Annotated in this window: 20 protein-coding genes; 5 read left to right on the top strand and 15 right to left on the bottom strand. The window is 65.6% G+C overall.

Annotated elements, in window-relative coordinates; translation table 11 throughout:
- Positions 1-65: 65 nt before the first annotated feature.
- The gene (gene infA / locus AB0H00_RS15555) at positions 66-287 is read right to left on the bottom strand and encodes a translation initiation factor IF-1 (protein WP_003418601.1); all 222 of its coding nucleotides are present in this window, start codon (positions 285-287) and stop codon (positions 66-68) included.
- 455 nt (positions 288-742) lie between these two features.
- On the opposite strand from infA, the gene AB0H00_RS15550 reads away from it, so the two are divergent.
- Positions 743-3,673 carry an AAA family ATPase gene (locus AB0H00_RS15550; protein WP_357266177.1) on the top strand — a complete coding sequence of 977 codons (2,931 nt, stop codon included), beginning with the start codon at positions 743-745 and terminating at the stop codon, positions 3,671-3,673.
- A 224-nt stretch (positions 3,674-3,897) separates the two neighbouring features.
- On the opposite strand, the gene AB0H00_RS15545 is transcribed toward AB0H00_RS15550, so the two are convergent.
- The gene (locus AB0H00_RS15545; RefSeq protein WP_327112672.1) at positions 3,898-4,329 is read right to left on the bottom strand and encodes a DUF4254 domain-containing protein; all 432 of its coding nucleotides are present in this window, start codon (positions 4,327-4,329) and stop codon (positions 3,898-3,900) included.
- 52 nt (positions 4,330-4,381) lie between these two features.
- Here AB0H00_RS15545 and AB0H00_RS15540 point away from each other — a divergent pair, with 52 nt between their 5' ends.
- Positions 4,382-4,792 (top strand): GntR family transcriptional regulator, encoded by a 411-nt coding sequence (locus tag AB0H00_RS15540; protein WP_357266175.1) that lies wholly within the window; start codon positions 4,382-4,384, stop codon positions 4,790-4,792.
- A 27-nt stretch (positions 4,793-4,819) separates the two neighbouring features.
- On the opposite strand, the gene eccCa is transcribed toward AB0H00_RS15540, so the two are convergent.
- The 3 genes from eccCa to eccD form a co-directional block, all read right to left on the bottom strand.
- The gene (gene eccCa, locus AB0H00_RS15535) at positions 4,820-8,893 is read right to left on the bottom strand and encodes a type VII secretion protein EccCa (protein WP_357266173.1); all 4,074 of its coding nucleotides are present in this window, start codon (positions 8,891-8,893) and stop codon (positions 4,820-4,822) included.
- Between the two features lie 3 nt (positions 8,894-8,896).
- Positions 8,897-10,237: a type VII secretion-associated serine protease mycosin gene (gene mycP / locus AB0H00_RS15530; protein ID WP_357266171.1), complete on the bottom strand. Its 1,341-nt coding sequence runs from the start codon at positions 10,235-10,237 to the stop codon at positions 8,897-8,899.
- 89 nt (positions 10,238-10,326) lie between these two features.
- Entirely contained in the window at positions 10,327-11,799 is a 1,473-nt protein-coding gene (gene eccD, locus AB0H00_RS15525; RefSeq protein WP_357266169.1) for a type VII secretion integral membrane protein EccD, read from the bottom strand.
- Positions 11,800-11,932: 133 nt separating this feature from the next.
- On the opposite strand from eccD, the gene eccA reads away from it, so the two are divergent.
- Positions 11,933-13,750 (top strand): type VII secretion AAA-ATPase EccA, encoded by a 1,818-nt coding sequence (gene eccA, locus AB0H00_RS15520; protein WP_357266167.1) that lies wholly within the window; start codon positions 11,933-11,935, stop codon positions 13,748-13,750.
- Between the two features lie 33 nt (positions 13,751-13,783).
- Here the strand turns inward: eccA and eccB are convergent, their stop codons facing one another.
- Complete coding sequence (gene eccB / locus AB0H00_RS15515; protein WP_357266165.1) at positions 13,784-15,241, bottom strand: type VII secretion protein EccB; 1,458 nt, start codon at positions 15,239-15,241, stop codon at positions 13,784-13,786.
- Between the two features lie 230 nt (positions 15,242-15,471).
- Between eccB and eccE the strand changes: the two genes are divergently transcribed.
- Positions 15,472-17,196, top strand: coding sequence for a type VII secretion protein EccE (gene eccE / locus AB0H00_RS15510; RefSeq protein ID WP_357266163.1), 1,725 nt, complete (start codon positions 15,472-15,474; stop codon positions 17,194-17,196).
- A 307-nt stretch (positions 17,197-17,503) separates the two neighbouring features.
- On the opposite strand, the gene AB0H00_RS15505 is transcribed toward eccE, so the two are convergent.
- The 9 genes from AB0H00_RS15505 to AB0H00_RS15465 form a co-directional block, all read right to left on the bottom strand.
- Positions 17,504-17,827, bottom strand: coding sequence for a hypothetical protein (locus AB0H00_RS15505; protein ID WP_357266161.1), 324 nt, complete (start codon positions 17,825-17,827; stop codon positions 17,504-17,506).
- Positions 17,828-17,875: 48 nt separating this feature from the next.
- Positions 17,876-18,190: a WXG100 family type VII secretion target gene (locus AB0H00_RS15500; protein ID WP_357266159.1), complete on the bottom strand. Its 315-nt coding sequence runs from the start codon at positions 18,188-18,190 to the stop codon at positions 17,876-17,878.
- Between the two features lie 98 nt (positions 18,191-18,288).
- Positions 18,289-19,068: an ESX secretion-associated protein EspG gene (locus AB0H00_RS15495; RefSeq protein WP_357266157.1), complete on the bottom strand. Its 780-nt coding sequence runs from the start codon at positions 19,066-19,068 to the stop codon at positions 18,289-18,291.
- A gap of 34 nt (positions 19,069-19,102) precedes the next feature.
- Positions 19,103-20,059 carry a PPE domain-containing protein gene (locus AB0H00_RS15490; RefSeq protein ID WP_357266155.1) on the bottom strand — a complete coding sequence of 319 codons (957 nt, stop codon included), beginning with the start codon at positions 20,057-20,059 and terminating at the stop codon, positions 19,103-19,105.
- A gap of 15 nt (positions 20,060-20,074) precedes the next feature.
- A complete protein-coding gene (locus AB0H00_RS15485; RefSeq protein ID WP_357266153.1) occupies positions 20,075-20,371 on the bottom strand; it encodes a PE domain-containing protein in 297 nt (98 codons plus the stop codon).
- 12 nt (positions 20,372-20,383) lie between these two features.
- On the bottom strand, positions 20,384-21,661 hold the full coding sequence (locus AB0H00_RS15480; RefSeq protein WP_357266151.1) for a hypothetical protein: 1,278 nt from the start codon (positions 21,659-21,661) through the stop codon (positions 20,384-20,386).
- Complete coding sequence (locus AB0H00_RS15475) at positions 21,658-21,975, bottom strand: hypothetical protein (RefSeq protein WP_357266150.1); 318 nt, start codon at positions 21,973-21,975, stop codon at positions 21,658-21,660. Before AB0H00_RS15475 ends, AB0H00_RS15480 begins: the two co-directional genes overlap by 4 nt.
- Positions 21,976-22,146: 171 nt before the next feature.
- Positions 22,147-22,473 (bottom strand): YbaB/EbfC family nucleoid-associated protein, encoded by a 327-nt coding sequence (locus tag AB0H00_RS15470; protein WP_357266148.1) that lies wholly within the window; start codon positions 22,471-22,473, stop codon positions 22,147-22,149.
- 218 nt (positions 22,474-22,691) lie between these two features.
- Entirely contained in the window at positions 22,692-23,006 is a 315-nt protein-coding gene (locus AB0H00_RS15465; RefSeq protein WP_357266146.1) for a hypothetical protein, read from the bottom strand.
- A 731-nt stretch (positions 23,007-23,737) separates the two neighbouring features.
- Between AB0H00_RS15465 and AB0H00_RS15460 the strand changes: the two genes are divergently transcribed.
- Positions 23,738-25,028, top strand: a 1,291-nt coding sequence (locus AB0H00_RS15460) for a hypothetical protein (RefSeq protein ID WP_357266144.1), incomplete at its 3' end; no start/stop codon positions are given.

Below are 25,028 nucleotides of genomic sequence, written 5' to 3'. Positions count from 1 at the left end.
TCGACTCGACCCCGGCTCAGGCCGGGGCACGGCCGACTCGCACCACTCGACCGCGCTGGGCGCGATCACTTGTAGCGGTACACGATCCGGCCGCGCGACAGGTCGTAGGGCGAGAGCTCGACGACCACACGGTCCTCGGGGAGGATACGAATGTAGTGCTGCCGCATCTTCCCGCTGATGTGCGCGAGAACTTTGTGTCCGTTCTCGAGCTCGATCCGGAACATCGCATTGGGCAGCGGCTCGACAACTCGACCCTCGACCTCGATGGCCCCGTCTTTCTTCGCCATGTCCTCCGCGATCCCGGTTACGCTCAACCTGGTTTGTTTGACTGATTTCTGCTTGTATGGACCGATCATTGGCACAACCGGACGCACGCAAACAGTCGGCGCGTAGGTGCACCGCCGCTCAAGCTTACCGACCTGCCCCCGATCGGGCAAAAATGCCTCCCTGTATACCCGCTCCGTCAGGCGTTTCGAAGCCGCCTTCCCACGCCTGGTGAGCGTCCGGTCCGCCGCCGCGGCGGCATCACGTTGTCGCGTAAACTGACCGCTGTCCAGGTAATCGGGTCGAGCAGATCAAGGGGGACGCGTGAGCGAGTGTAACGAGCGAGCCACAGGGACAGCGCCCCTGGCCGCGACGGAGCCGAGCGCCAGCGAGGTGCGGCCGTGAGCGAGCGCAGCGAACGAGCCACAAACACAGGGCCCCTGGCCACGGCAGAGCCGAGCGCCAGCGAGGTGCTGCTGTGAGTCGTAACGACGACGGCCTCCCCATGCTGCCACCATGGCTATCCGAGAGCGAAGTCACACAGGTCGGCTACGAAGCGCCGGTACAGAACCTTCCGCATGACGACCTGATCGACGATACCTCCAACCGCAGACGCGGGCGGTTCAAGAGCCGGGCGCCGGAAGCCGAACGTCCGGAGAAGCGCCGCAAAGGCTGGCGCCGTGACAAGCAGGACGGGCACGTCGGCGCGGAACAGCGTCCGAACGATCAGGGCCGCGCGTACCAGACCGGACCGGGGGCGCTGCCCCGGGACCAGCGACAGCACGACTCGCGGCAGCCACCTGTTCCCGAGCAGGCGCCACCGGATCAGAACGCATTTTGGGAGGGCGGTCCCCAGCACACCGGCGGCGCACAGCACGGCCTGCCGACCCGCAATCCCTCGCAGCCCTCCCCGGGATTCCAGCCGCTGGGCAGCAGGGCTGCCGAGCCGTCGGCGTCGAACGGCCACTCTGCGCCACACCAGCCCCGCAGGCCGGATCTGCCGCCGCCACCGCCGATTCCCGATTCGCCACAACAGGTACTCGGCGATCGGCCCGGACAGGTGCCGGACGGCGAGAGCGCCGGACCGTCGATGCGCGTCGGTCCGTCGGCCGAGACCGGCGCAAGTCCGGCCGGGACACAGCCGGGCGAATCGTCCCCCGCCCGTCCGACCGGCGACCATCCGAACGAGGAACCGCTTGCCGCGATGCGGCCGAACCAGTGGCCGACGGCTCCTGAGGAACGGTCCGCACCGCCGGTAGGTGAAGACCCGTTCGTGTCGCCGACTGGTACGGACAGAGCGACGCTGCCCCAAGGTCCGCATCCGGCGGTTCCGCCGATGGGCCCGAACCCTGCGACACTTCCGGTAGGCGACCACCCTGCGATGCCCACCGCAAGCTCCGGGACACCTCCCGAGCCTGTTCATCCGGCGGTTCCGTCGATGGGCCCGAATTCCGCACCACCAGCAAGCCCGCGGCCCGCGATGCCCGCGACCGGCGCGGCCCCGACAGCGTGGCAAACCGGTGACCCTCCGGCTGTGCCACCCACCGGCGAAAGCCCGATCGGGCCGCCGGCACGCGAGCACCCCACAGCACCGCCCGCCGTGCCTCCGGTCGGCGAGCGTCCTTCGACACCGCCGACCAGTCAGGTCGCCGCACCACCTGGCCCTTCCCCCGCAGCCACCGAAGGTCCTGCCGCGACGGGTACCGGCCGTCCGCCACCGTCGTGGCTTGCCGCGCCGAGCCCCGCGCAAGGGGCGGCGCAGCCGAACGCCGAGTCCTGGCAGTCGGGTGCGGCCGGATCGGCGAATCCCCCTCGCGTCCAACCCGATATCGCGGCCTCGGGCTGGACCTCTTCGGCAGCGTCCGACATCGCATCGGCACGGCCCGCGGCAAGCGGACGACACCGACTGCCCCCTGAGGAGATCGACCACCGGCCTGGCCCCCAGGCGCCAGGCGAACAGGCCCCGAACTCGGACCAGCAGCCGGTGTCCCAGCCGCCGGTCCCGCAGCAGCACGCCGACCCGGCTCGGCAAGACGCGGACTACGTCTCAGGGCCGCATGCTTCAAGCGTCCCCACTCCCGAACAGGCTGGGCATCCACGGCAGTTCGCGGGCGGCCCGGCGGCGAGCGGCGAGCGGATCGGCCCGTACAGCCCCGCCGAATACCCGAACACAGGTCCGGCCGAATCAACCGGCCAGCCGGTCCAATTCGTCGGCGGCCCGGCACCGATCAACGGATCCGCCCCAGTCGGCGGACCCGCCGACCAGTCGCGCAACATCGCCGAGCACGGCGACTCCCGCGCGCAGGACGAATCAGGCCAGGCAGCGCCGTACACCGGGGCGACAAGCGACCAGTACCAGCCCCTCCCCCAGGGGTACGCACAATCCCCTCCACAGGCGGACCGCTCCCAGCGGGGCACCCCGCCGGGATACGCACAGCCGCGCGCCCAGCAGCCGAACTACCAGCAGAGTGCGCAGTACCAGCAGCCTTTGCTGGACAACGTCCCGCGGCGGCAGGTCAAGCGGCCGCCGGGAAGCGGGTGGCGCAAGGCAGTGCACCATGTCTCCGGCGGCGCCATCAACCCCGGCATGTCCGCCGAGGAACGCAGGCTGCAGGAGCTGGTCGCACGGATCAGGCAGCCGGTACGGGGCGACTACCGGATCGCGGTGCTCTCGCTCAAGGGCGGCGTCGGAAAGACCACCACGACAATGGGTATCGGCTCCATCTTCGCATCCATCCGGGGCGACCGGGTGATCGCGGTGGACGCCAACCCGGACTTCGGCACGCTGTCGCAGCGGGTGCCGCTGCAGACCAGATCCACCGTGCGCGATTTGCTGCTCGACCCGTCGATCCAGCGGTACTCGGATGTCCGTAGGCACACCTCGCAGTCCACCAGCCGATTGGAAGTGCTTGCCAGCGAACGTGATCCGGCCGCATCGGAAGCGTTCAGCGAGGAAGAGTACCGCGCTGTAGCGCAAATCCTGCAGCGGTTCTACAACATCATCCTCACCGACTGTGGCACCGGATTGATGCACTCGGCGATGTCGGGCGTGCTCGACCTGGCCCACTCGCTGGTGCTGATCTCCTCCCCCGCCATCGACGGGGCGCGCAGTGCCGCGGCGACTTTGGACTGGCTGTCGCTACACGGGCACGACCACCTGGTGCGCAACGCGGTGGTGGTGATCAACTCGCCGCGGTCGGGGTCGCCGAATGTGGGTATCCAGCAGCTGCGGGAGTACTTCCTATCCCGCTGCCGGGCTGTGCACATCATCCCGTTCGACCCACACATGTCCGTGGGCGCCGAGATCGACCTGCACCAACTCCACAAGCAGACCAAGCGAGCCTACGTGGAGCTGGCCGCAACCGTCGCAGACGACTTCGCCACCGATCACCGCCGCTATCGTCCGTGACGCCTGTTGGCCACCGCTAGCGACTGCTCGCAGGTCGCTCGAAACAACACCGCTAGCGACTGCTCGCAGGTCGCTCGAAACAACACCGCTAGCGGCTGCTCGCAGGTCGCTCCAAGCAGCACGACCCGCCAGGAATCGAAAGACGCGCGCTATCAGGAAAATTCGGTGGCACAAGGAAATCGGTGACTCGGCACGCCGAGAGCGTGAAGTGCCGAGCTACCGAGTCACCATTCGGGCAGTCGCCGTCTGCCGGCCATGACATCGCGGACCAGATCGTCGTAGGCATCCGCAAGTTCGGCCAGACGATGCCAGGCGCTGTGTAGCAGCTCGTCGTGCGCGTCCAAGGTCATCAACGCGTGGTGCGCGCGCACCGACGACTCCGCAAGACGGTCGATCACCGCGCCCACCGTCTCGGTGTGCAGTGTCGCGCCGAACCGATGCTGCGGCACGCTGCGCAGCACCCAGTCGTCGATCGCCATGACCAGTTCGGCTCTGCGACGCTCGATTTCGCGGATCACCGCCGGGGTGGTGTCCACCGAGCCGCCGCGGCCGACCAGCCGACGTTCGTGTAGTACCGCTAGGTCACGGGCGAACCACAGCAGCGGTCCGCCGACGACACGGTGACCGCGGCACGCCCGAACGAGTAGGTCGGACATAGGAACTAGTCCAGGTGCCGCAGAATGCACTAGAGAATCGACGCACCTCGGTGTGCCCGGGGGCGCCATTACAACTGTTGAATTCGAACCTGCCACGTTGCCTCGCCGTCATCGCCGCACAACACCGGATCAGGACGTTCAATACGATAAACCCCTGAAGGCACCTGTCAAGCATTACTCGGCCGTAGGGGGTCACGAAGAGTCCACTTCGTTACCTGCACGACCACCGAGGAGCAAGATACCGGGTGGTCTGACTTATTACCGGATCGCAGAACTACTCCGTGAGGAGATCCGCGCAGCCGAATGGAAGCCGAGTGATCGACTGCCCAGTCATTCCGAGCTTGCCGATCAGATACGGGTCTCGTTATCGCTGCCCGCAACGCTATCCAGGTATTTGTCGCCAAAAATCTGGTCTACAAAGCTACTTCCCGCGGAACGATGGTCCGAAATCAAGAAATACTAGGGCCGTGACGACTGATGTCGGCCGCTCCTACAGCGGCGGCAGGTGCGATATCTGGATCATCTCCGGGTCGCCGCTACGGGAAACCAGGATGCCCCGGCCCGGCGGGAGCTTCGACGAGCGGATGTCACCCAGGAGTTTTCCTTCGTCCTTGGGCGCACTCATCAGCAGTGCGTCGACCGAAAGCTCCTTGAGCCTGCCGAGCACCCTGTCGTACAACGCCCGCGACGCACCGCCCGAGCGGCGAGTCACGATCAAGTGCAGGCCGATGTCGCGGGCCTGTGGGAGATACTCGAGCAGTGGCTCCAAAGGATTCTGCCCGGTCGCGACCATGTCGTAGTCGTCGACGACGACATAGATCTCCGGTCCGGTCCACCAACTGCGCTCCCGAAGCTGTTTCGGGGTGATGTCCGACCCAGGGATGCGCTTGCTGAGGTAGCCGGCGACCTCTTTGATCATTCCGATCGAGGTCTGCGACGAGGTCGAGTACCCGGCCAGCTGCTGGCCTTCGATGAGCCCGAGCATGGTACGCCGGTAATCGATAAGGATGACCCGGGCCTGCTCGGCGTTCGAGTTCTCCACCACACCCAGGACGATGTTACGCAGCAAGGTGGTTTTGCCGCATTCCACATCCGCGAACGCCATGAGATGCGGCTGGGTACCGAAATCCAGGACAACTGGCTCCAGTTCGGCTTCCCCCAGTCCGACGACGACCCGCGTGGGGCCGAGTTCGATGCCGCGCTCCCGCGCGGCGGCGAGCACCTCCGTGCGCGAGACGTCCAACGGCAGCATGCGCACCTCAGGGGCGCGGCGACCGCCGAAGATCTCGTTCATCTGTTGCTTGGCGGCGACGACACCGTCGGCCAGCGTCTGCGGGTCGGAGTCCGAATCCAATCGCGGCAAGGCGATGAGCATATGCAGCTTCTCCGGGGTCAAGCCTCGTCCCGGTCGGCCAACGGGGACGAGCACGGCGGTGCGCCGGTCCATCTCGGAGTCGGACGGGTCGCCGAGCCGAAGCTCCAACCTGGTCCCGATGAGATCCTTGACGGCAGGCCGGATCTCGGCCCAGCGCGTCGCCGCGACCATGAGATGGATGCCGTAGGACAAGCCCTGCGCCGCGATCGCGTTCAGAGCCGGCTCGAGGACATCGAATTCGGCGCGGATTGTCGGCCATCCGTCGATCACCAGGAATACGTCGCCGTGCAGATCCTCCGACAGCGGGTCGGCCGCACGATCCTCGGCGGCCATTTGGTTCAGTCTCGCCTTGCGCTTGCGGAACTCGTGGATCGACTCGATGCCCAGCTCGCGGAAGCGTTCTTCACGCTGGTGCAGCAGCGTGGTCATCTCCGCGACGGTCCGGCGGACCCGGTCGACCTCCAGCCTGTTCGCTACCGATCCGACGTGCGGCAGATCAGCCAAGCCTGCGAGGGTACCGCCACCGAAGTCCAAACAATAGAACTGTACTTGTTCAGGGGTGTGTGTGGCAGCGGCCGCCATGATGACCGTGCGAAGGGTGGTCGACTTACCCGACTGTGGGCCGCCGACCACGGCAAGATTGCCCTGCCCGCCGGACAGGTCGATGACCAGCACGTCGCGGCGCTGTTCGTAGGGTTTATCGATCACGCCGATCGGCATCCACAGCTGACCGTGCCGGTTCGCCGGCGATTTCCAATCCGGATCGGGCAGCAGCATGTCCACCGAGGGCGACTCGTCCAAGGGCGGCAACCACACCTCGTGCGCCGGCCGTCCGTGCCCGGTCAGGCGCTGGACGACCACCTGCAGCAGGGTGGAGGGCACCGCCTCGGTGCGCAGGGCGGCCTCGCTCGGCGGGGGTGGCAGCTCACCCGGCGACGGCGGTAGTTCCGGAAGTCCACGGGCCACGGCACTGTCGAGCGAAGTCGGCTCCTGTTCGGGTGCCTCGACCTCGCTCGCGGTGAACACCACGGCTGACTGGCCGCCTACCGAACGCCCGTCGATCTGTTGCGTGCCACGCGGCGAAACATACGGCCCTGACACGTAACTTGTGTTGAATCGCAACGGATCGTCCGCGTCGCTCTTGAGGTAGGCGGAGCCCGGCACGCTCGGGAGGTGGTAGGCGTCGGTGATACCGAGCACCGCACGCGATTCGTTCGCCGAGAAGGTGCGCAGCCCGATCCGGTAGGACAGATGGCTGTCCAGACCGCGCAGCTTGTTCTCTTCCAATCGCTGCGACGCCAGCAGCAGATGCACCCGCAGTGAGCGCCCCAGCCGACCGATCATCACAAACAGATCGGCGAAATCCGGTTTTTGTGAAAGGAGTTCGGAGAACTCGTCGACAACAATGAACAGCGCGGGAAGCGGGTCGATCTGGGCGCCTGCGGCGCGGGCCTGCTCGTACTCGGTGACGTTCGCGAAGTTGCCCGCTGAACGCAGCAGCTCCTGACGGCGGTTCATCTCGCCGGCCAGTGCGTCCTTCATGCGGTCGACCATCGAGAGTTCTTCCTCGAGGTTGGTGATGACCGCGGCCACATGCGGTAGCGAGTCGAGACCGAGGAAGGTCGCACCACCCTTGAAGTCGACCAGCACCAGGTTCAGCAGGTCAGGCGAATGCGAGGTCACCATCGACAGCACCAGGGTGCGCAGAAACTCCGACTTACCCGAACCCGTTGCGCCGATGCACAACCCGTGTGGTCCCATGCCGTTCTCGGCGGACTCCTTGATGTCGATCTCCACCGGGGTACCGTCCGGGGTGACACCGATCGGCACCCGCAGCCGCTCACGGGAACTGCGTGGACGCCACACCAGTGGCGGATCGATCTGCGCGGCGTCCGGAATCTTCAGTAGCGACATCAAACCCGGATCGGCGCGTGTTTCGTCGCCGAGACTGACGATCTGCGCGGCCGTGGCGACGCGGTAGCGAGCCAGGTCCCGGGCGAGAGACTCTGCTTCGGCACCCGTCACCACATCCGCGGTCGCGAATTTCTCGGTGCCCGCAGCCGATTTCGCCGCGACCATGCCGTCGCTGACGACGAGCTGGAGCCCACGGCGCACAGCCAACCCGGTCTGCGGTGCGGTGAGGTCGAGGACCGTGACGGAGTCCAGACCCGCGTCGCTGACGATCCGATCGGTAGCACTCACGTAGCCGTCATCGATGATGACGAGCAGGTGGACTCGCCCCGCGGTCGGCTGAGCGTTGCGCATGAAGCGGCCACGCTCGAGAAGCTCGGCCGCCATAGCTGTCTCCAGCTCCGCCAGCGAGCGGTACATCATCCTGGCCGAGCCCATCCCGTCCCGCTCGACCGGGTGCTGCAGGTGCGGAAGCCATTTGGCGAACGACCAGGTCTCGCTGTCCGGGTCGGCGCAGATGATGGCGACGGCGGTGTGGTCCGGTCCGTGGAATGCCACGAACTCCATCAGCATCGCCCGCACCAGGGTGCGCGCATCGGCGGGATCACCTTCGATATTGATAGCTGGAAACGCGCGCAGCGAGATGGCGGTCGGCAGTCCGTGCACCACGGAGTGGGTGCGGACGAACCGGCGCAGCGCCACGGTCGACACCGGCTCCAGGTCCTCCAGCGGGCCGGTCTCCGGCCGCGCCAGTTTGGTGGCCAGCCGGTGGCTGCCGACGCCGACGCGCACATGCCCGAAATCCGGGTCGTTCGGACGGCGCTCCCACATCCGTCGAGTGCCGACGATCGATTGCAGATCGGCTGGCGCTGGGTGACTCCAGGTCAAAGCGTCGAGCTGGGCATGGCCGGTCTTGCGCACATCCTTGCGCACCTGGTCCAAGTAGCGGAAGTAGTCCTTGCGCTCCTCGTTGAGTTCGGCAGCCTTCTTCGTGCCACCGGCCCCCCCGCGCATTCCCGCCATCATGCCGACCATCGACATCAGCATCATCATCGGGAACATCATCATGAACGGGTTGGCCAGGAGATTGCGCCCCATCATGGCCATCATCGCGATCATGCCGACCACAGCAACCACCATGACGAGTGGCATCAGTTTCGTCAGCAAGCCGGCCGGTACCGGCCGTGGGATCTCGGGCGGTGCCGTGAGTGCCACTTCACCGCCGGGCGGCCGTGGCGGCGCGATCCGCGGCCTGCGCACAAATCCTTCGGTAGCCATGTCCTACTGTCCTTCTTCCACAGGTTCTGCAGAGTCGATGGCATCGACACGGGAGCGGCGGAACGGAATCGACAATGTGTATCCGATGCCGAGCAGCGCCAGCAAGACGATCGTGCCGATGGTGGCCACCCGCCGGGGCATCGGATCGACGTAAGGTGGCGGCGTCGGCCCCTCGATGGGGCGCGCCACATCTGCTTCCGCGCTCACCGGTTGCTCGGGCAGCTGCGCCGTCAACGCCGCCACCGGGTCGACGAGCCCGTGCCCGAGCTGGTCGTCGCGTCCAGCGCCTGGTGCCTGTGCGGTGCGGATGATCCGATCCATCACCTGTCGCGCCGACAGCTCAGGGAACCGCGCGCGCACCAGCGCCGCGAGGCCGGAGACATACGCGCTGGAAAAGCTGGTCCCATCGAGAGATCCGGTGCCTTCGCTGGTCTGCACGGCGTTGACCAACCCCACCCCGCCGGGTTTGCTGTCGAGCGAGACGATGTCGCGTCCCGGCGCCGCTACGCCGACCCATGGACCGAATATCGAGAACGGCGACGGTGTGCCGTCGGCTTCCACCGACGCCACCGAAAGCACGTAGGGGGAAAACCAGGCCGGGCTCACCGTGGTGCGGACCGCACCCCATCCCGAACCGTCGTTTTGGGCGCCGCATGTACCGTTATTCTGGATGTTTCCGGCGGCGGCAACCACCACGACGTTACGGTCGTAGGCGAATTTCACCGCGGCGCCGAGCGCACCGTCGACGGGAGCGACTCCGGCCGGCGAGCAGGCCACTTCGGAGATATTGATCACAGTGGCACCGCGGTCGACAGCGCGGACGACAGCGGCGGCCAGCGTCAGCACGGTTCCGTACCCGGTGCTCGAGATCGCGCCCGGCACCTCGCGGCGGTCGCGATCCTTCGGCTCGTAGGCCAGGCTCAACTGCCGGATAGCAAGGATCTCCGCTTCCGGTGCAACACCGACGAAGGCGTCGTCCGGACTGGGCCGCGCGGCGATGATGCCGGCCACGAAGGTACCGTGGCCGTCGCAGTCGACCGTTCCGTTCGAGTCGGAGACGAAGTCTCCGCCGGGCTCGAGGGCTGGTAGGCGCGGATGCGGATTCACGCCGGTGTCGACAACCGCGACCTTCTGGCCGCGGCCCCGGCTGAACTGCCATGCGGCGGGCAGGTCGAGAATCCGCTGCGGCAACGGGGCGTCACGTGGCGCGGCGCCTGTGAGCAGGGGTTCGGCACATACGGATCGCTGCTCTGTCGCGTCGGGCGGTCCATTCACGGCCAGTGCCGCACCGAGCGCGCCGTCATCGATGACGGGGGGCGCGATCGCATACGAAGGGGCAGGCATCCCGACGATGCTCAGGCCGAGAACCGCCGCGACACCGGCCAGCCTTAGCGGTGTGCGTGACTTGCGCCGCCTCGCGATAGCCATCGGTGTCACAGGTTTCTGGCGGCGGAGTACAGGTCCATGATCCAGAGCACCAGTGGAATGATGGTGACGATCAGCAGGTATTCGAATATCTCGCCCATGCGGCGGGTCACCGGCGACATTTCGGTGTGCGGTCCGATGACACCGAATACCATCGCGACCGCCCCTACCGCGAGCAGCATCCCGGCGACTGGCACCAGCCACGAAGGATGACCGAAGGCCACACCGACCATGATCGCGATCAAGGTGGCAGTGCCACCCACGATCAGTGTGCTCGCCTGGGTCAGGTCGGCGAGTGAACGTCCCCGCAGACACAGGATCAGCGCGACAACCACGGCCAGCGCGATACCTTGCCACCGCGCCGCGCCGAACGGGTCCGCGGCGATCACCGCCCCCGCCGCTGCCGCCACGGTGGACCCGATGAGTACGCCGGACTGGTATTGGTTGGCAGCGCTGGCCCGCAGCTCCAGTCCCACCGCCGATGGCAGGGCGGTGGCACCGATGGCGCCGATGTCTTCGATGGTGGGCCGCGGTTCGTGGTCGGCCGGGTCGATCGCCGCGCCCGCGGTCGGTACCGGGGGCACCGGTAGCCGCGCCGCCGCGACCGCGATTCGTGGGGCCATGGTGAGCATGATGAGGGCGGCCACCATCGCGCCTGCGGCGATTTTCGGCGGATCCGTCTCCCAGACCATCCGCACGAAGGCGGCGACACCGCCGAACAGCGCCATGGTGATGGCCGTTGCGAACATTGTCGCGCCGACACCGGTGACGCTATAGCCGACCACCGCGACGACCAGGGCCGTAACACAGGCCAATAGCAGGTGCGGACTGCCGAGATCGCCCGGCACGAACAATGCCGCGCTGGCGAAGAACAAGAGCAATGAGTTCAGCGACAACATCACGGCGACCAACCGCGCCTGGTACATCCGTATCGCGATCACGGCCGCGGCCATCGCGGCCGCGCCGGTTCCGACCGTGAGGAAACCGATCGCGATACCCGCGCCGTCGCCCCTGGCTGCGACCAGCAGCGCGATTGCCGCGAGCACCGCGGCGAGGGCTGCGATCAACCCCACCCATCGGGCCGATGCCGGTGACCAACTTCGGAACATCTCGGTGGTCAGCTTCGACACCGCGTCGATCACATCGTCGAACAGCGCGGGCGACTCCTTGGCCGTCACCGACCGCAGTACCAGCAGCTCACCGTCGTAGACCTCTGCCTCGGTCAGCGTCTGGTTGGGTGGGATCGGGTCGCGGCCGACCCGGGCCAACGTCCAATGCTGCGTCTGCAGCGGTGCACCCTCCTCGGGGTCGGTGAAGTCCGGGGTGCGGGACTCGATCAGCTCGACTACATCGGTGATGAAGGCAGCGATCGGAATGGTCGCGGGCAAACCCAGATCGATCTGGGTGTTTCCGCCGATAACCGACACACGGCACAGTTCCGGGTCAACGGCACCCAAGCCGCTGGTCGACGACTCGGTCACGGGTTGGATGACTCCCTACACTCAACGCTGTCCCTAGATGGCAACGAACACAATCTATCGAACAAACCGATATCCGGCAGCCGGTATGCTGAGCGAGAAATCGCTCACACGTAGGCTTTGGGGGCTCACCCGCATGACTGGCAATCGCCAAGCACAACGCGCCTTCGATGCTGGCGTCTTGTCACTGGGCCTGGTTATCGACGGGCAGGAATCCGCCCGCGACCTCGACTACGCCAAGCTGGCGTTCCAACGGGCAACCGAATGGGATCCAGGCATGTGCGATGCATGGCTCGGGCGTGCTGCCGCTGGTGAAGTCACCCGCGAGGTGCTGTTCAACATGTACAAGACCAGCGGGGCAACGCTTTTCCGGGAACAGCGTCGGTTGGGGCTGCGCCCCCGCGAGCTCGCCGGGCGCTTCGTGGTCGGCCAGTACATCGACTACCCGCTGTCCAGCTACACCGAAATCTGGCTGGCGCAGGCTTCGCTGCTGATCTCCGAGGGTGACTACGACGAGGCCGAGAAGGTCCTCGACGAACTCGCTGCGTACCGGAAGTCCCAGCTGTCGCAGCCCGATCGCGAGATCGACGACCGCATCAGCGCGTACGTGCGCGGCGTCCTGCACTACACGACGCAGCGCTGGCCCGATGTCATGACGGTGCTCGCCGGCTCCACGGAGTGGGAAGACCCTTACCTGGCCGCCGGTGCGCACGTGATGGTCGGCACGGCTTGCGCACAACTCGGGCTGTTCGGTGAAGCGATCCGCCGGATGGAACGGGCCGAAGGAGGCCCCATCCCCGCGGCCGCGACCACCGCCCGATTCTGCCGGGGCCTTTGCCTGCGCGAGACCGGCCATGAGGACGAAGCCCAAGCCCTGTTCGAGAAAGTGTTCTCCGAGGCACCGGATTTCGCGGCGAACACCGCCGCCATGCGAGACCGCAAGTACCGCCTCACGGTGTCCACCAAGGAACAGATCGAGGCGCGTACCAACCGCTGGGATCCCGCGTCCGCTCCGTCGACCGAGCAAATGGGCCGCGAGGAGCGCGACGACAAAGCCAAGCTGATCCTCGCGGCCGCACGCGCGGAGCTGGATGCGCAGATCGGTCTTGCCGCGGTCAAGACGCAGGTCGCCAAGCTGCAGGCGACCGCACAGCTGGCCAAGATCCGCGCCGAGAAGGGGATGGCCAGCGTGCCGCGCGGACAACACCTGGCGTTCACCGGCCCGCCTGGGACCGGTAAGACCACCGTCGCCCGGGTGGTCGCCAAGATCTACTGCGGATTGGGTCTTTTGAAGACCGATAGTCTCGTCGAGGCCAAACGCGCGGATTTCGTCGGCCAGCACTTGGGCAGCACCGCGATCAAGACCTCCAAGCTGATCGACAGCGCTATGGACGGTGTGCTGTTCATCGACGAGGCCTACACGCTGATCCAGACCGGCCTGTCCGGCGGCGACGCGTTCGGCCGCGAGGCGGTGGACACCCTCCTGGCACGTATGGAGAACGATCGAGACCGCCTGGTCGTGATCATCGCGGGATACGACGGCGAGATCGACCGGCTGCTCGCGGCCAACGACGGCCTCGCTTCCCGGTTCGCCAAGCGGGTGAAGTTCGATTCCTACACCCCGGCCGAGTTGGGCCAGATCGGGCAGTTCATTGCCCACAAGAGGGATTCGGAGATCTCCGACGAAGCCCAAGCGCTGCTCGTGCAGGCTTGCGCGGATTTGTACGGCAAGGAGAGCACCGACCAGACCGGTCAGCCGCGCCGCGGGATCGACCTCGCCGGCAACGGCCGCTTCATCCGCAACGTCATCGAAGCAGCCGAGGAGGAACGCGAGTTCCGGCTGGCCAACGACGAAAACCTGGACCTGACCGATGTGGACGAGAGCGTGCTCATGCGCATCGAAGCCGACGACATGCGCAACGCCCTCGACAGCGTCTTGTCCACCCTGCGGTAGCGCTGTCCCGCCTCTCTGTCCCGCGCTCTCCGCCTAGTTTGTTGCTGCGCCGGTGGGGAGGGTGTCGTGGCTGACGAGTGCGTTCTTGGCGGACAGGGTCGGGCCGGGGACGAGCTGGCCGATGATCGGCCACGGGGCCAGTCGTGGTTTCTGCGCCAGGCCGAGCACGGCCGCGGTCTGGGCGTCGGGCACGCCGTAGCGTATTCCGTTGTCGGCCACGTAGAACAGGGTGCCTCGGCGGGAACTTTCCGGGTCCATGCCGGTCGCCTGGACGTACTCACCTGAGTTCGGCGCCAGGTACGCGGCGTCTACGCGATCGCCGGTGCCGTCCGAGGTGGCCAGGGCGACCGGGGTGGCCGAGTCCGCCAGCGGCAGTTTCCGGCCGGCCAGGACCGTCACTGTTGCGGCCGGATCGTTGGAGCCCTTGGACCAGGACGTGCACCCCACCGGATAGTTCTCTGCGGGAAGGATCTTCGGCGTTTCCTGCGGGAAGTTGTCGACCGTGAGAGTGTTCAGCACCGGTACCCCGACCAGCCGGTCCGGTGGCACCGTCGTGATATCGCTCATGCCTTGAGAATTCGCGTTGCGGATCACCTGGGCGGCGAAAGATGTCACCCGTTGCACCCCGTTCGGCAACACGACGTACAGCTCCTCGGCATTGACCCCGCGCGCTCTGATCACACCGCCGACGGGTATGTCCGACAATCGTCCAGGGCCGGGTTCGCCCAGCCGATCGATGTGCGGCGGCTTCAACGCGGGCACCGGGGTGGTCGAGTTCAACAGCCCGGCGCTGACCGGTCTCGGCGGCTGGTTGCTCAACTTCAGCGATCGGTCCAGGACCGAATCAGCCGGGTCGATCTCCGCGCGCTTGCCGTCGAACAGCAGGTAGATCTTGTTCTCGCGCGTCACCAGCAACGCCTCATCCGATCGCAGTGGCCGGGCCGCATACTCGGATTCGGGCTCGATCGCACCGGCGATCGCCGTCGTGCTCACTCCTGGGGAGCGGGCCGCGCTGCCTGCCGCGGACAGCATCACCGAGTCGCACAGCGTCCAGATCGAGCGGTCGCCCGACGCGCCGGGCAGCGCGGCTGGAGCGCCGGGAATACCCAGCATGGGACCGCGCGGCAGCGACGTCAGCTTGGACGCTTTCACCGAGGTCGGCAGCTCATCGCTGCCTGTGATGAGCCGCGCCGAGGCCAGGTTCAACACCGGATGCAGGGTTCCGTCGACCACCGCGTACAGCGCGCCGCTTTCCTGCGCCATCACGATCTTCGCGTCGTCGACCGAGCCCGCCGGCTTCAGAAAAGACAGGATCGCTGCGCCCGCCACAACCAGGATTCCGAGTACAGCGCCGACGATCAGCGACCGCGCCTGCGACCGCATGGGGTCGTGCAACATCCGCACATCACGACGTATCAGCGCATGCTCGTACCGGCGCAGCAGAAACCGGTATCCGTTGACTTGGGCACGCGTGGTCAACTGTGCTGGCACGACGCCTCCGAACTGATGCGGGTTGGAGCAGGTGGAATCCTATCCTGCCCTGCTCCTTACTTCCCAACGTGACAATTGATTCCGTACCGACATGGGTAACTCGTCGGGAACCGGCTGACCTGGCCACCAACTCACCGCCAGCCGCCAACGCCACTCTCGTGGCACCTGAGCCCGGCCAGAAGACGCGGGACAGGTAGCGAAGGTGGGGAACTTCGGTCCATTATGATTCCATGGCGTCAACAACGGCCGACCCGGCCGTAGCGGTATCGGCACCACCGCTGCACTCACCGCAGAACTGGTTGTTTCGAATATTACCGCTGCGCTTGGTGATTCCGGTCGTGCTCGTCGCGATAGCGGTTGCCCTCGTCGCAGTGTCGTTCGACGCGCCGACACCTTATGCCGTGGCCGGTGGCGCGCTCGTCATCGTCGTCGGCCTCACCAGGCTGCGCGGCAACTCGCTCGCCGGATTACTGGACGAGAAGATCGCGTTCCGGTGGTACGCCTTCCGTAACCGTTCCACCGGCGTCAACCACGCTCCGTTCGATGTGCCACTGCCCGAGGGCGGCACATACGGCATGCGGTGGGATGGCGCACACCTGATCACCATGCTGCGCATCGACGCGCCGCCGCGCTTCGTGACGCTGCTCAGCCCGAGTGGACTGAGCACGGGAGACAAGGTTCCACTCCCGGAGCTCGCGCGCTGCCTGAACCAGTTCGACATAGATCTCGCGTCCATCGATGTGATCAGCACCGGAGCGCGCACTTCGGACGCCGGTCCGGTCGCACGGCTCTATGACCAGATCCTCGGGCCGCTTCCCGCGGTCGCTCAGCGAACGGTCTGGATTGTTCTGCGGCTGAACCCACTGGCCAACGTCGGCGCGGTGGACCGCCGCGGCGGGGGCTCGACCGGCACACTGCGATCCGCGATAGTCGCGACCCGGCGGGTGGCGAATCGACTGGCCGCCCGCGGGCTCACAGCGTCGGTGTTGTCTGCGGCGGAGATGACCTCGGTGGTGCATCAGCTCACCCGCGGCGCTTCGCTGGATCAGCTCAAGGAGACATCCCGGGGCCTAGAGCACGACGGAATCTATTCAACGTCCTACCGGATGGCGCTCGAAGCGCTCGGCCCTCGCGGGTTCGCCGATGTCTGGGCGACCCAGAGCCTGGCGACCACGATGACTGTGCGGCTACGGCGGGCAACAGCTGACGGCACTTCAGCCCTGAGTGCGGGATCGGCGAAGATCGCGGTGACCGCGACAGTCCGATTCGACACTCGCCACGAGCCGGCGGAGGCAAGTGCCCCTGGCCTGGTACCTATGCCAGGGAAACAGTATCGGGCGCTGCTGCACAGCCTTCCGGTCAGTGCCCAGGGACCCGAGCTGCCGATCGACAGCTCCTTCGGCACCCCGGATTCACTGGGCGCCCTATCCATGCCCATCGCCGGCTGCGGACAGCTGATCGGCGCGGACTCCTCCGGGCAGGGGGTGGCGCTGCCGTTGGTGGGCCAGCGCGTGCGCCGGGTCGAGATCATCGGCGCGCTGCTGATTGCCAAGCAGGTCATCCTGCGCGCCATCGCGTTGGGCGCCACTGTCGTGGTGCACACCAACCGCCATGAGGCCTGGCGGGAGATGGTGGCCTATGTCGATTCGCCGCAGCTGCTTTCGCTGGCGGCCTGGTCGGCCGGTTCCCAGCAGGCGAATTCACACCGGGCCGCATCCGTCATCGTCTACGACGGCATACCCCCGTCGACGCACCACTCCGACGCGACGGTCATCCTCCTGCGGTCGCGTTCGGCAGGTAGCAACTATTTCGACCCCGACGTCACCCTGACCGAGGACCCCGAGACCGCGAACCGGGTCACCGTGCAGACCGCCGCGGGCACGACAACCGTCGACATGGTCGCGACTCCCTTCGAGATGACCTACCTAGGCGTGGCGCGGCCGATTCCGGTGTAACGGCCGAACGGCCCGTGCACGCGATTCGTGCACGGGCCGTCGAGGCAGCCGGATGCCTGCCGTCAGCCACCGTTGAAGGTTGCGCGGACCCTGATATTCGTCTTGGTCGCCCGTTCGTACGCGGAAACTATGGCATTGCCCCAGCTTTCCGATGACGGTTTCGGGATCCGTTGCATCAGTAGTTCCGAGCTCTGAATCCCCTGCGTCCTCGACGAGCCTTTGAAGTCGACATGGCCCGCGTTGGGGACAAGAACGACGTGTCACCCCTCCCGAAGAGGGGTGGACACGTGTGAACGTTCGACTCCGCTCAGATGGCTCCGAAGCCGTCCGCAACCGCCTTATCCGCGCCGAAAGCTCTGATCAGTGCTTCTTCGAGCGCTGTGGCGATATTTTCGATCGTGGACAAAGTGTCAGCGAACTCGTTGTCCCATGACTTCTTCACCGGTTCATAGCCGTCGGTGTACGCCGCATTGACGGTACCGTCTGTGTCATCTGTCCACGCCTGCTTCAACGTTTCCGAAGCTGCCGCAAGGTCATCACCGCCAGCTGTCGCCAGATCACTATGGCACTGACGCAGCTCGGTGTACATGTGGTCTATTTTCGGCTTATTGTAAACGGTTATTCCGGACATGTCAGATCCTCTTAATAGTGTGCGGATGTGGAGGAGTACTAATTCTCACTAAGTGAGATTCGTCATGGGTGCGGTACTTACGCGCGCAAACCCTTCTTCGTTTTCCGTCTCAGTGTTGACGTATGTTGTTTGACCGACGCCGACCTGATCCTCCAATTTCATCAGAACTTTCTTCAGGCGAACGCCTTCTTCATCCCACGCCGCCACAGCTTTCTGGAATGCTGTCGCCGCTTGACCCTGGAATCCGCTCCGACCTGAATCGACCGCCTGCTGAACTCGAGCAAGAATTCTCTGGATCCTGTCGACTACCGCGGCAACATCTTCCTTCCCCCTGGCAACCTTGGCTTCGTCCTGTGCAACCATCGTATGTACCTCTATCTCTGTGTATTCCTAGGAACGCCAGGCGATGCGGTCGCACATCACCCGTCTCTATGTGTGTCAGCAGCCTGCTCATATCTGAATTACGACAGCCACCTCCCCCCAGGCAGCGACCGGACCAGCGCGGAAATCGCTTGTGCGATCCGGTGATCGGAGCCCGGCGTGAAGGTGGACCACACCCGCAGGTCAGGGGAAGCTCCGGGGCTGGCGACGATACGACCCTGGGTGGTGTCGTATACCGCTACCGCACCGGAAGATCGGGTTGTCGCGCCGTCGTCGTAGGCGTAGGCGACGATCTCGGCGTGCGCGAAACAGCTCGACATGGCGAGCCCGAACTCGATCGCGGCACGTTCCTCGATACCAAGTCCATAGAGCACCTGGGTGTAGTCGCTGGATTCGACGGCTCGATCGAAACGTTCACGCAGCTGATCGGCCGGCGCACTGAAGCTCACGGTACGCGCGGGCGGACAGGCCCCCAGCGCGTCGAGCACTGGGCGTGCCAGCGCGGCTCCGTCGTCATCGGCCCACGTTGTGCGGACGTCGAAGACGTCACCGATCCTGGTTGCCACGGCGTGCTGGGACGCCCTGCGGGCCAGGCAGACTCGCCGAGTTCCCGCCTCTGTGTGGATACGCGCCACCAGCTCCCGGTCCGGTTGCGACAGGATATGAAGGGCAGCAGCGAGATCGGTGTCCACCTCGTCATAGCTGTCCACGAGCCCCGAATCCCGCAGGCCGGCGATCGCCTCTTGCTGCGCGGCGGTCCAGGCTTGTACCGAATCCTGTCGCGGACCGACACCGAGGACCAGCGGCAGTGTCTGCACGCCCAAAATGCCGGACACGGCGAGCAGGCCGTCATTGGTCATCGTCGGCATCGCACCCCCTTGCGCTGAGGCGGTCTCATGTCGCCTCCGATCGCTGGGCCTGCTCGGCGGCGCCCAACACCGGCGGAGCCACATCGATGCCGGCATCTATCTCCACCGCCTCGCCACCGAGCGACGCGGCCGCTCCCGCACGGACGGCACGCTCGGCGGCGCCCATGGCGGCGGCTGGCGGCATCCCGCCCGGCATCATCCGCCCGGCACCCGAGTCGGCAGGTACCGAAGTCGACCGCACTGGAACAACGTCCTGCGTGGACGCCGCCTGCGCGACAGTCTGGGTGTGGTAGGCGGCCTTCGCCCGCGGCATCGCCAGCCCACGGAAACCCGCGCCTACCGTGGCAGGCGTGACGCGGCCAGCCGCACTGGGAGCCGATGTCGGTGTCGCGGCGGCGCGTTCGGCATCAAGCGCCGCACTCGACGCTATCACCGGTGGGTGCTGCTGGTGCCACGGTGTGGCCAGCGGTGTGGTCGCCGATTCGTAACTCTGCATGACGCGGGCGGCATTCGCCTTGGCCAGGTTCTGCTCGGTATCGACCTGGGCCGCCGCCGCGACCAAAGGGGCGCCGAGTGCGGCACCGGCTTGCTCGATTCCGCGTTTCGCCACCTCGAGTGCGGCGATTTCGGTTACGTGCGGCATAGCCAATCGGGCTACTTCGTATGCCACAGCCTGACCACTGGCCCGCGACGCGTTGTGGCCCGCGGCAGCGGCGGCGTCCACGAGCCAATCCCGCAATCTCGCGATCCGGTCGATCGCGGCGCTACTCTCGGCGGAGCGCCATGATTCGCGAATCTTGGCGATGATCTGGTCATATTCGACTACGGCCGCACCGAAACTCACGGCCAGCTCGGCCCATGCGGCGCCTGCTTCGGCCATCGGAATCGCGCCACGACCAGTCGTGAGGTCACGCGACAACTGCTCGGTGGGTCTGGCTTCCCAGATCACACCGGTGAATCCGGCTACCGGTGGCTCGACCATATGTGCAGCCTCGCGCTATCTCGCAGTACTGAAGCCGGCCGCGTTGTCATTGTCCATCCGCACCACCTGCTCGGTCTGCGAACGGAAGGCGGCAGCCAGCTTTCGGATCTCGAGGATGCCCTGGGTGGCGGCGTCGTCGTAGGACGACGCGACGCCGCGCAGCGTTTCCGCAGCGCGCATGGATACTTCGTCCATGCCCGCGTGCTCCACGGCGAGCGCAGGCAATTTTGCCCGTAGATCGTTCTCCAGCCGGGTTGCGAGGGCGTCCAAGTCGGTGCCGGATTCGCGTGCCAGGATCGGATCGAATTCCATGACGACCTCCTGTCAGAGGGTAAGTGCCTTGTCCGGCGAATCGCCGTCCAGTGGTTCGGTCACACGCTCGGCCGCGCCGACCACCGGCAGCGAGGCTCCTTCGATATCACCCACGACCTCGTTGCCGTGCTGTTCGGTCACCAAGTTGGCGCGAACGCTGTCCGACGCCGCGGCCTCGCCTGCCCGCGCCATACCGCCACCGGCAGCGCCTGCGGCACCCATCGGCATCATTCCTCCGCCACTGCGCATCGGGCTGCCCGCGCTGGAAGCGGATGATGCTCCGCCGGTGCCAGCGGCGCTGGTACTAGCACTCGCGGCACCGACACCGCCTGCGGGCACCCGCGCGCCACCCCAGGGGGTGAGCTGCCGCGGCTGGGCGCCGATGCCCGCGCCGCCGCCACCCACGAGTCCCGCGCCACCGATCGGAGCACCGCCGCCCCCGAATTTTTCCTTCTCCTTGTCGACATCCGCAATGGATTTCACTGGATTCAGCGCGGTGTGTGCCTGGGCGATGGACTGCGCACCAGAAGAGACCGCGTTGGTCAGCGTCGGCACGATCTGCATCAGCTGCGACACGACCTGCATCGGGTCCACGCCCTTCGGCGCGTTGGTAACGGGTATCTTCTGCCCGGTCCCCATCATCTTCGCACTCTCGATGCCCAGCTCGGTGCGGGTCTTTCCGACCACGATCGTCGCCTCGGTGAGCGTCTCGACGGTCATCGCCAGCAGGAATGCCTGTCCGGCTCCGGTCGCGAAGAACGGTGCCGACGCCGCTACCGACGCCATGTACTTGGCCATGATCGCCGCCATCGCGGCGGCACCGGTGAAGACCGAGGTCGCTGCCGTGGCGGTGCCTGCCGCGGTCTGCGCGCTCTGAGCCGACACAGCCGCGCCGTCCTTCTGCGCCTGCGTCGCCTTCCCCGCAGCCTCCGTCGCACCCATGCCCTGCCACAGCATCATCGCCATCTGCACCGCCGACGAACCGACTTGCATCGTGGTCTGCAGGACGGAGGAGATTTGGGAAAACACCTGTGTGGGGTCGGGCCCCGGTCCGGCGGCGGGCTGACCGGTACCGAAACTGCTCGCCAGATCAGTGAGCGGTTTGGCCAGCAGTGACAGATCGAGAGCTGGCAGCGGTGGTAGTTCCGGCAGTGCCAATTCCGTGGGCAATTCCGGCAGCGGTCCGAGGCCCATATCCTTGAGGACGTCGTTGACCGGCCGGTTCAGCATCGGGCCGACCGCGCTCTGGCGCAGCAGGTCCATCACGGTCTGGTCGATCGGGGCTGTCATGACTGTCTACCGACAGCCCCGAACTCGGTTACCGACGCGGCCTCGGTGAGGTCGTGTAGGCCGGCGCCCTCATAGGATGTCATCGCCGAGCCCGCGTGCACGGCGGCCAGTTCGACGACCGACATGAGGTTATTGGCCTGGGCAAATGCGAACGCGGCCAGGAAATCCTGCCCGATCAGGCCGAATACCGGGATTGCGGCAGCCATGGTCGCCGCCTGGTTCGCGGCACCCGCCGCAGCCGTCTCCACCGCCATCATGGCCGAGGCATCGCCGTACCGGCGGATGGCGTCTGACGCTACAACAAGTTCAGTCATCGGAAACCTCTACAGCCGGAAGACTATTGGTTGCTTGTCCAAATGTACCGGCTTTCCCATTGGCGGGAAGCCGATCAGAGTGTGTGCTGATCCGCCGAGCAGGTGGATCATCCTGCCGATTGCTCAACAGGCCTTCACACATAGGTAGAACGCAAAGAATCGCTATAGAGTTCAATGCCCACGCTCACTGTCCGGGATCGACTCGGCGATCTCCTGGTTGAACGCGATGACCAAGTCGCCTCGCCGAGCAATCGCGAGATGGGCCGCCCGGCCTGCGGTAGCGACCAGCACCGCCTCGAATTCGCTCGGCGACAGCTTCGAGATCGCGTCCGAGAACACCAGATCACACAGTGCGCCATTGCCGTCTACCTCGGCGGTCACCGTGCCATCGGGCGAAGTCTCCCGCACTCGGATCGCGGCCATCTGATCACCCAGATCACGCATTCGATTCAGCTGACGGTGCACCCGCGCCTCCAGCGCATCCATCGCCTCGTTCATGCTGTCTCCTCTGCGGCATGAGCGGGGCCCTCCGTGGTCACACTCCGCTGCCGCCTCCAGGCCTGACCGCTCATACCGTCTCCTCTGCGGCATGAGCGGGGCCCTCCGTGGTCACACTCCGCTGCCGCCTCCAGGCCTGACCGCTCATGCTGTCTCCTCTGCGGCATGAGCGGGGCCCTCCGTGGTCACACTCCGCTGCCGCCTCCAGGCCTGACCGCTCATACCGACCTCAGCCAGCTCTGCGGCTCGACGTCGTAATCCGACTCCTCGACGAGCTCCTCGCGCGCGACGTCCTCCGGCTTCGGCAAGCCGGTCAGCGCGAGCATCTCGCTGCTCAACCCGGCCGCCTCCAGCTCCGCCCGGCGAGCCAGGCCCGCACGGTTGGCCGACTGCCGGCACAGGCGCAAGATTTCGCGAGCCAGCTCCCCCGGAGCGCGCCGCAACTCCTCGCGTTCGACGGTGATCCCGATCGGTAGCCCCTCCTCGGTGGTCTCGACCGAGATCGAGCCGCTCCTCGATGTTGCTGTGGCCATGGCATCCTCACCTACTCGTCTTACCGAATCATCTACGGCAACCTGTATTCCGTTAACACCCACTCGTCTTCGATGGTGCGAGCCACTATGACCATCTCGGTATTGATCATCGCGATCAGGCGTTAGGCGTCGTCCGCCGACGGGATCACGTAGCGGCCGTCGTCCAAGAGATCATCCCCCTACGATCAGACTCCTGTACCGAATGGTCGCACGCTCGCGGGAATCACGCTCGCCGTGCTGCCCGGCCCCGACGGTTTCCCCTTGTCGTCCAACTCCTTCGCTGCATTGCGGCCGAAAAATTTTACACCCCACGACATCTACATCTCATCGTCTCACCCACCACTGGAGGGAAGAGATGAACCACGCGATGAGCACGTCCGTGTCACTATGGGTCGGATCGTCGGTGATAGTCAGGAGCGCCAACCATGGGTCACACCAAGGCCTTGCCACTGCCGAGGGCACGGGACTCGGAGGCACGGATGAGCCATCCCTAACGGACCGCCGAGCTCCAGCACCGGCCCGGTCACGACAACCAAGGACAAGGACCCCCGGAAGCGCATCACGGCCCAGACAAACGCGGGGGAAGTCAGATTCGAGCCCCCTCCGATCAGGTAGCTGCCGGAGAATGCGCGGATGCGATCAGTGGAAGATCGTTCGAGATAGTCAGGAGTGCGATTCATGGGTGATACCAAGGCCGCAGCGCTGTCGGCAGCATGGATCGGGGGACACCGATGACCTCTCGTGACGCTATGGAAGGCGGAAGTGTCCCGCCGCAGAAGCCGATCGGCCCGGTCATCGAGACCGACGGCAAAGACCTCATGGCGGGTGCGCTCAAGGAGGCCGCGGCCGGGGAACTGCGGTTCGAATGGCAGGCCGCGCAGAACGCCGCCACTGAGGCCAGCAAGGCGATCGGCAAGATTCTCGGCATCGAGGAGGCGATGAGCGAGATCACGCTGGATAATCTGAGCCAATTGCGATCCGGTTCCCAGCTGGCCACCATGTTCAACAACACGCTGAACGCGCTGGGTGAAGTGCTGGGCGGCCACAAAGACTCGTTGACCAATGCGATGGAAATGTACAAACTCGCAGGCAAGAAGTATATCGATGTCGATTTGGATAACGCGAGCGACATCAGCGGCACGGAAAAGAAGCGATACGGTTCGTATCTCGACGGCATCAAGGCACCCACCAGGCCTTCGGGAAGATTCCTCACCGAGGCCCCGAAAAAGGGCAGCGTACCTAAAACAGAGTACGAGAACAGCGGTCGCATCGAAGACAGAGTGGCCGCCGGACAGCGAAATTTCCTTTCAGACGCCGGTCTGACCGACGAGCAGCAAGATCTGGCCAAAGCTGTTGATCCGATCGCCAAGATCGTCAAAACTGCCAACCTTCCGAACAGTCTCTCGGACTTCATGGGCTCCAATCAGACGCAGCCGAAGGGTTTGCAACAGAATCAGTTGGAGATACTTTCGCCCGATCCGGAGAACCCGGACAGTCAGTTGTGGCGTGACTTGTACGAGCTCGGCCAGCACACCGGGGACGCGATCAAACCGGTGGATCACGCTTCCAAGATGTGGAAATGGATGGCGGATGCACTGGACGACGCGGTCGGTACCTACGCCAAGAATATCGCGAACACGCCCGAAGACCAGTGGCGGGGCAGCGGCCGCAACGCGGCAACAAAAGCGGTCAAGGACTACAGCACAAAAGTAGCCGACCTGACCTCACGCATGCACGCGATGGCCGACAACCTCAAATACACCTCGGAATGGCTGGCGGACACCAAAAAAGGCATGCCCACTCAGCCGAATCCGCCGAAAAACCAGATTACATACTATTCGGATGAGAACGGCTCCTATCCCATCTCCTTCGATTCCATGACCTCAGCCGCGAATCAGCGTGATCTTGCGATTTATCGGCAGAACATGGAAAACAACTATGTTTCGGGCGTTCAGACATCGTCACTGCTGGTACCGGCGCTGAACGAGATCCCGTCGACCGCGCCCAAGGTCGACGAGGATG

It is taken from the genome of Nocardia sp. NPDC023852 (assembly GCF_040639505.1).
GTDB lineage: Bacteria > Actinomycetota > Actinomycetes > Mycobacteriales > Mycobacteriaceae > Nocardia.
Note: the sequence above shows the minus strand (reverse complement) of the source record. Positions and strands in the feature narration are given on the sequence as shown.

Coding starts and splice junctions, on each gene's coding strand:
- AB0H00_RS15470 (WP_357266148.1), bottom strand. CDS start 22,473: ATGAACGAGGCGATGGATGCGCTGGAGGCGCGGGTGCACCGTCAGCTG.
- eccE (WP_357266163.1), top strand. CDS start 15,472: ATGGCGTCAACAACGGCCGACCCGGCCGTAGCGGTATCGGCACCACCG.
- eccA (WP_357266167.1), top strand. CDS start 11,933: ATGACTGGCAATCGCCAAGCACAACGCGCCTTCGATGCTGGCGTCTTG.
- AB0H00_RS15505 (WP_357266161.1), bottom strand. CDS start 17,827: ATGTCCGGAATAACCGTTTACAATAAGCCGAAAATAGACCACATGTAC.
- eccCa (WP_357266173.1), bottom strand. CDS start 8,893: ATGGCTACCGAAGGATTTGTGCGCAGGCCGCGGATCGCGCCGCCACGG.
- AB0H00_RS15475 (WP_357266150.1), bottom strand. CDS start 21,975: ATGACTGAACTTGTTGTAGCGTCAGACGCCATCCGCCGGTACGGCGAT.
- AB0H00_RS15490 (WP_357266155.1), bottom strand. CDS start 20,059: ATGGTCGAGCCACCGGTAGCCGGATTCACCGGTGTGATCTGGGAAGCC.
- AB0H00_RS15485 (WP_357266153.1), bottom strand. CDS start 20,371: ATGGAATTCGATCCGATCCTGGCACGCGAATCCGGCACCGACTTGGAC.
- infA (WP_003418601.1), bottom strand. CDS start 287: ATGGCGAAGAAAGACGGGGCCATCGAGGTCGAGGGTCGAGTTGTCGAG.
- AB0H00_RS15495 (WP_357266157.1), bottom strand. CDS start 19,068: ATGACCAATGACGGCCTGCTCGCCGTGTCCGGCATTTTGGGCGTGCAG.
- AB0H00_RS15500 (WP_357266159.1), bottom strand. CDS start 18,190: ATGGTTGCACAGGACGAAGCCAAGGTTGCCAGGGGGAAGGAAGATGTT.
- AB0H00_RS15545 (WP_327112672.1), bottom strand. CDS start 4,329: ATGTCCGACCTACTCGTTCGGGCGTGCCGCGGTCACCGTGTCGTCGGC.
- AB0H00_RS15480 (WP_357266151.1), bottom strand. CDS start 21,661: ATGACAGCCCCGATCGACCAGACCGTGATGGACCTGCTGCGCCAGAGC.
- AB0H00_RS15465 (WP_357266146.1), bottom strand. CDS start 23,006: ATGGCCACAGCAACATCGAGGAGCGGCTCGATCTCGGTCGAGACCACC.
- mycP (WP_357266171.1), bottom strand. CDS start 10,237: ATGCCTGCCCCTTCGTATGCGATCGCGCCCCCCGTCATCGATGACGGC.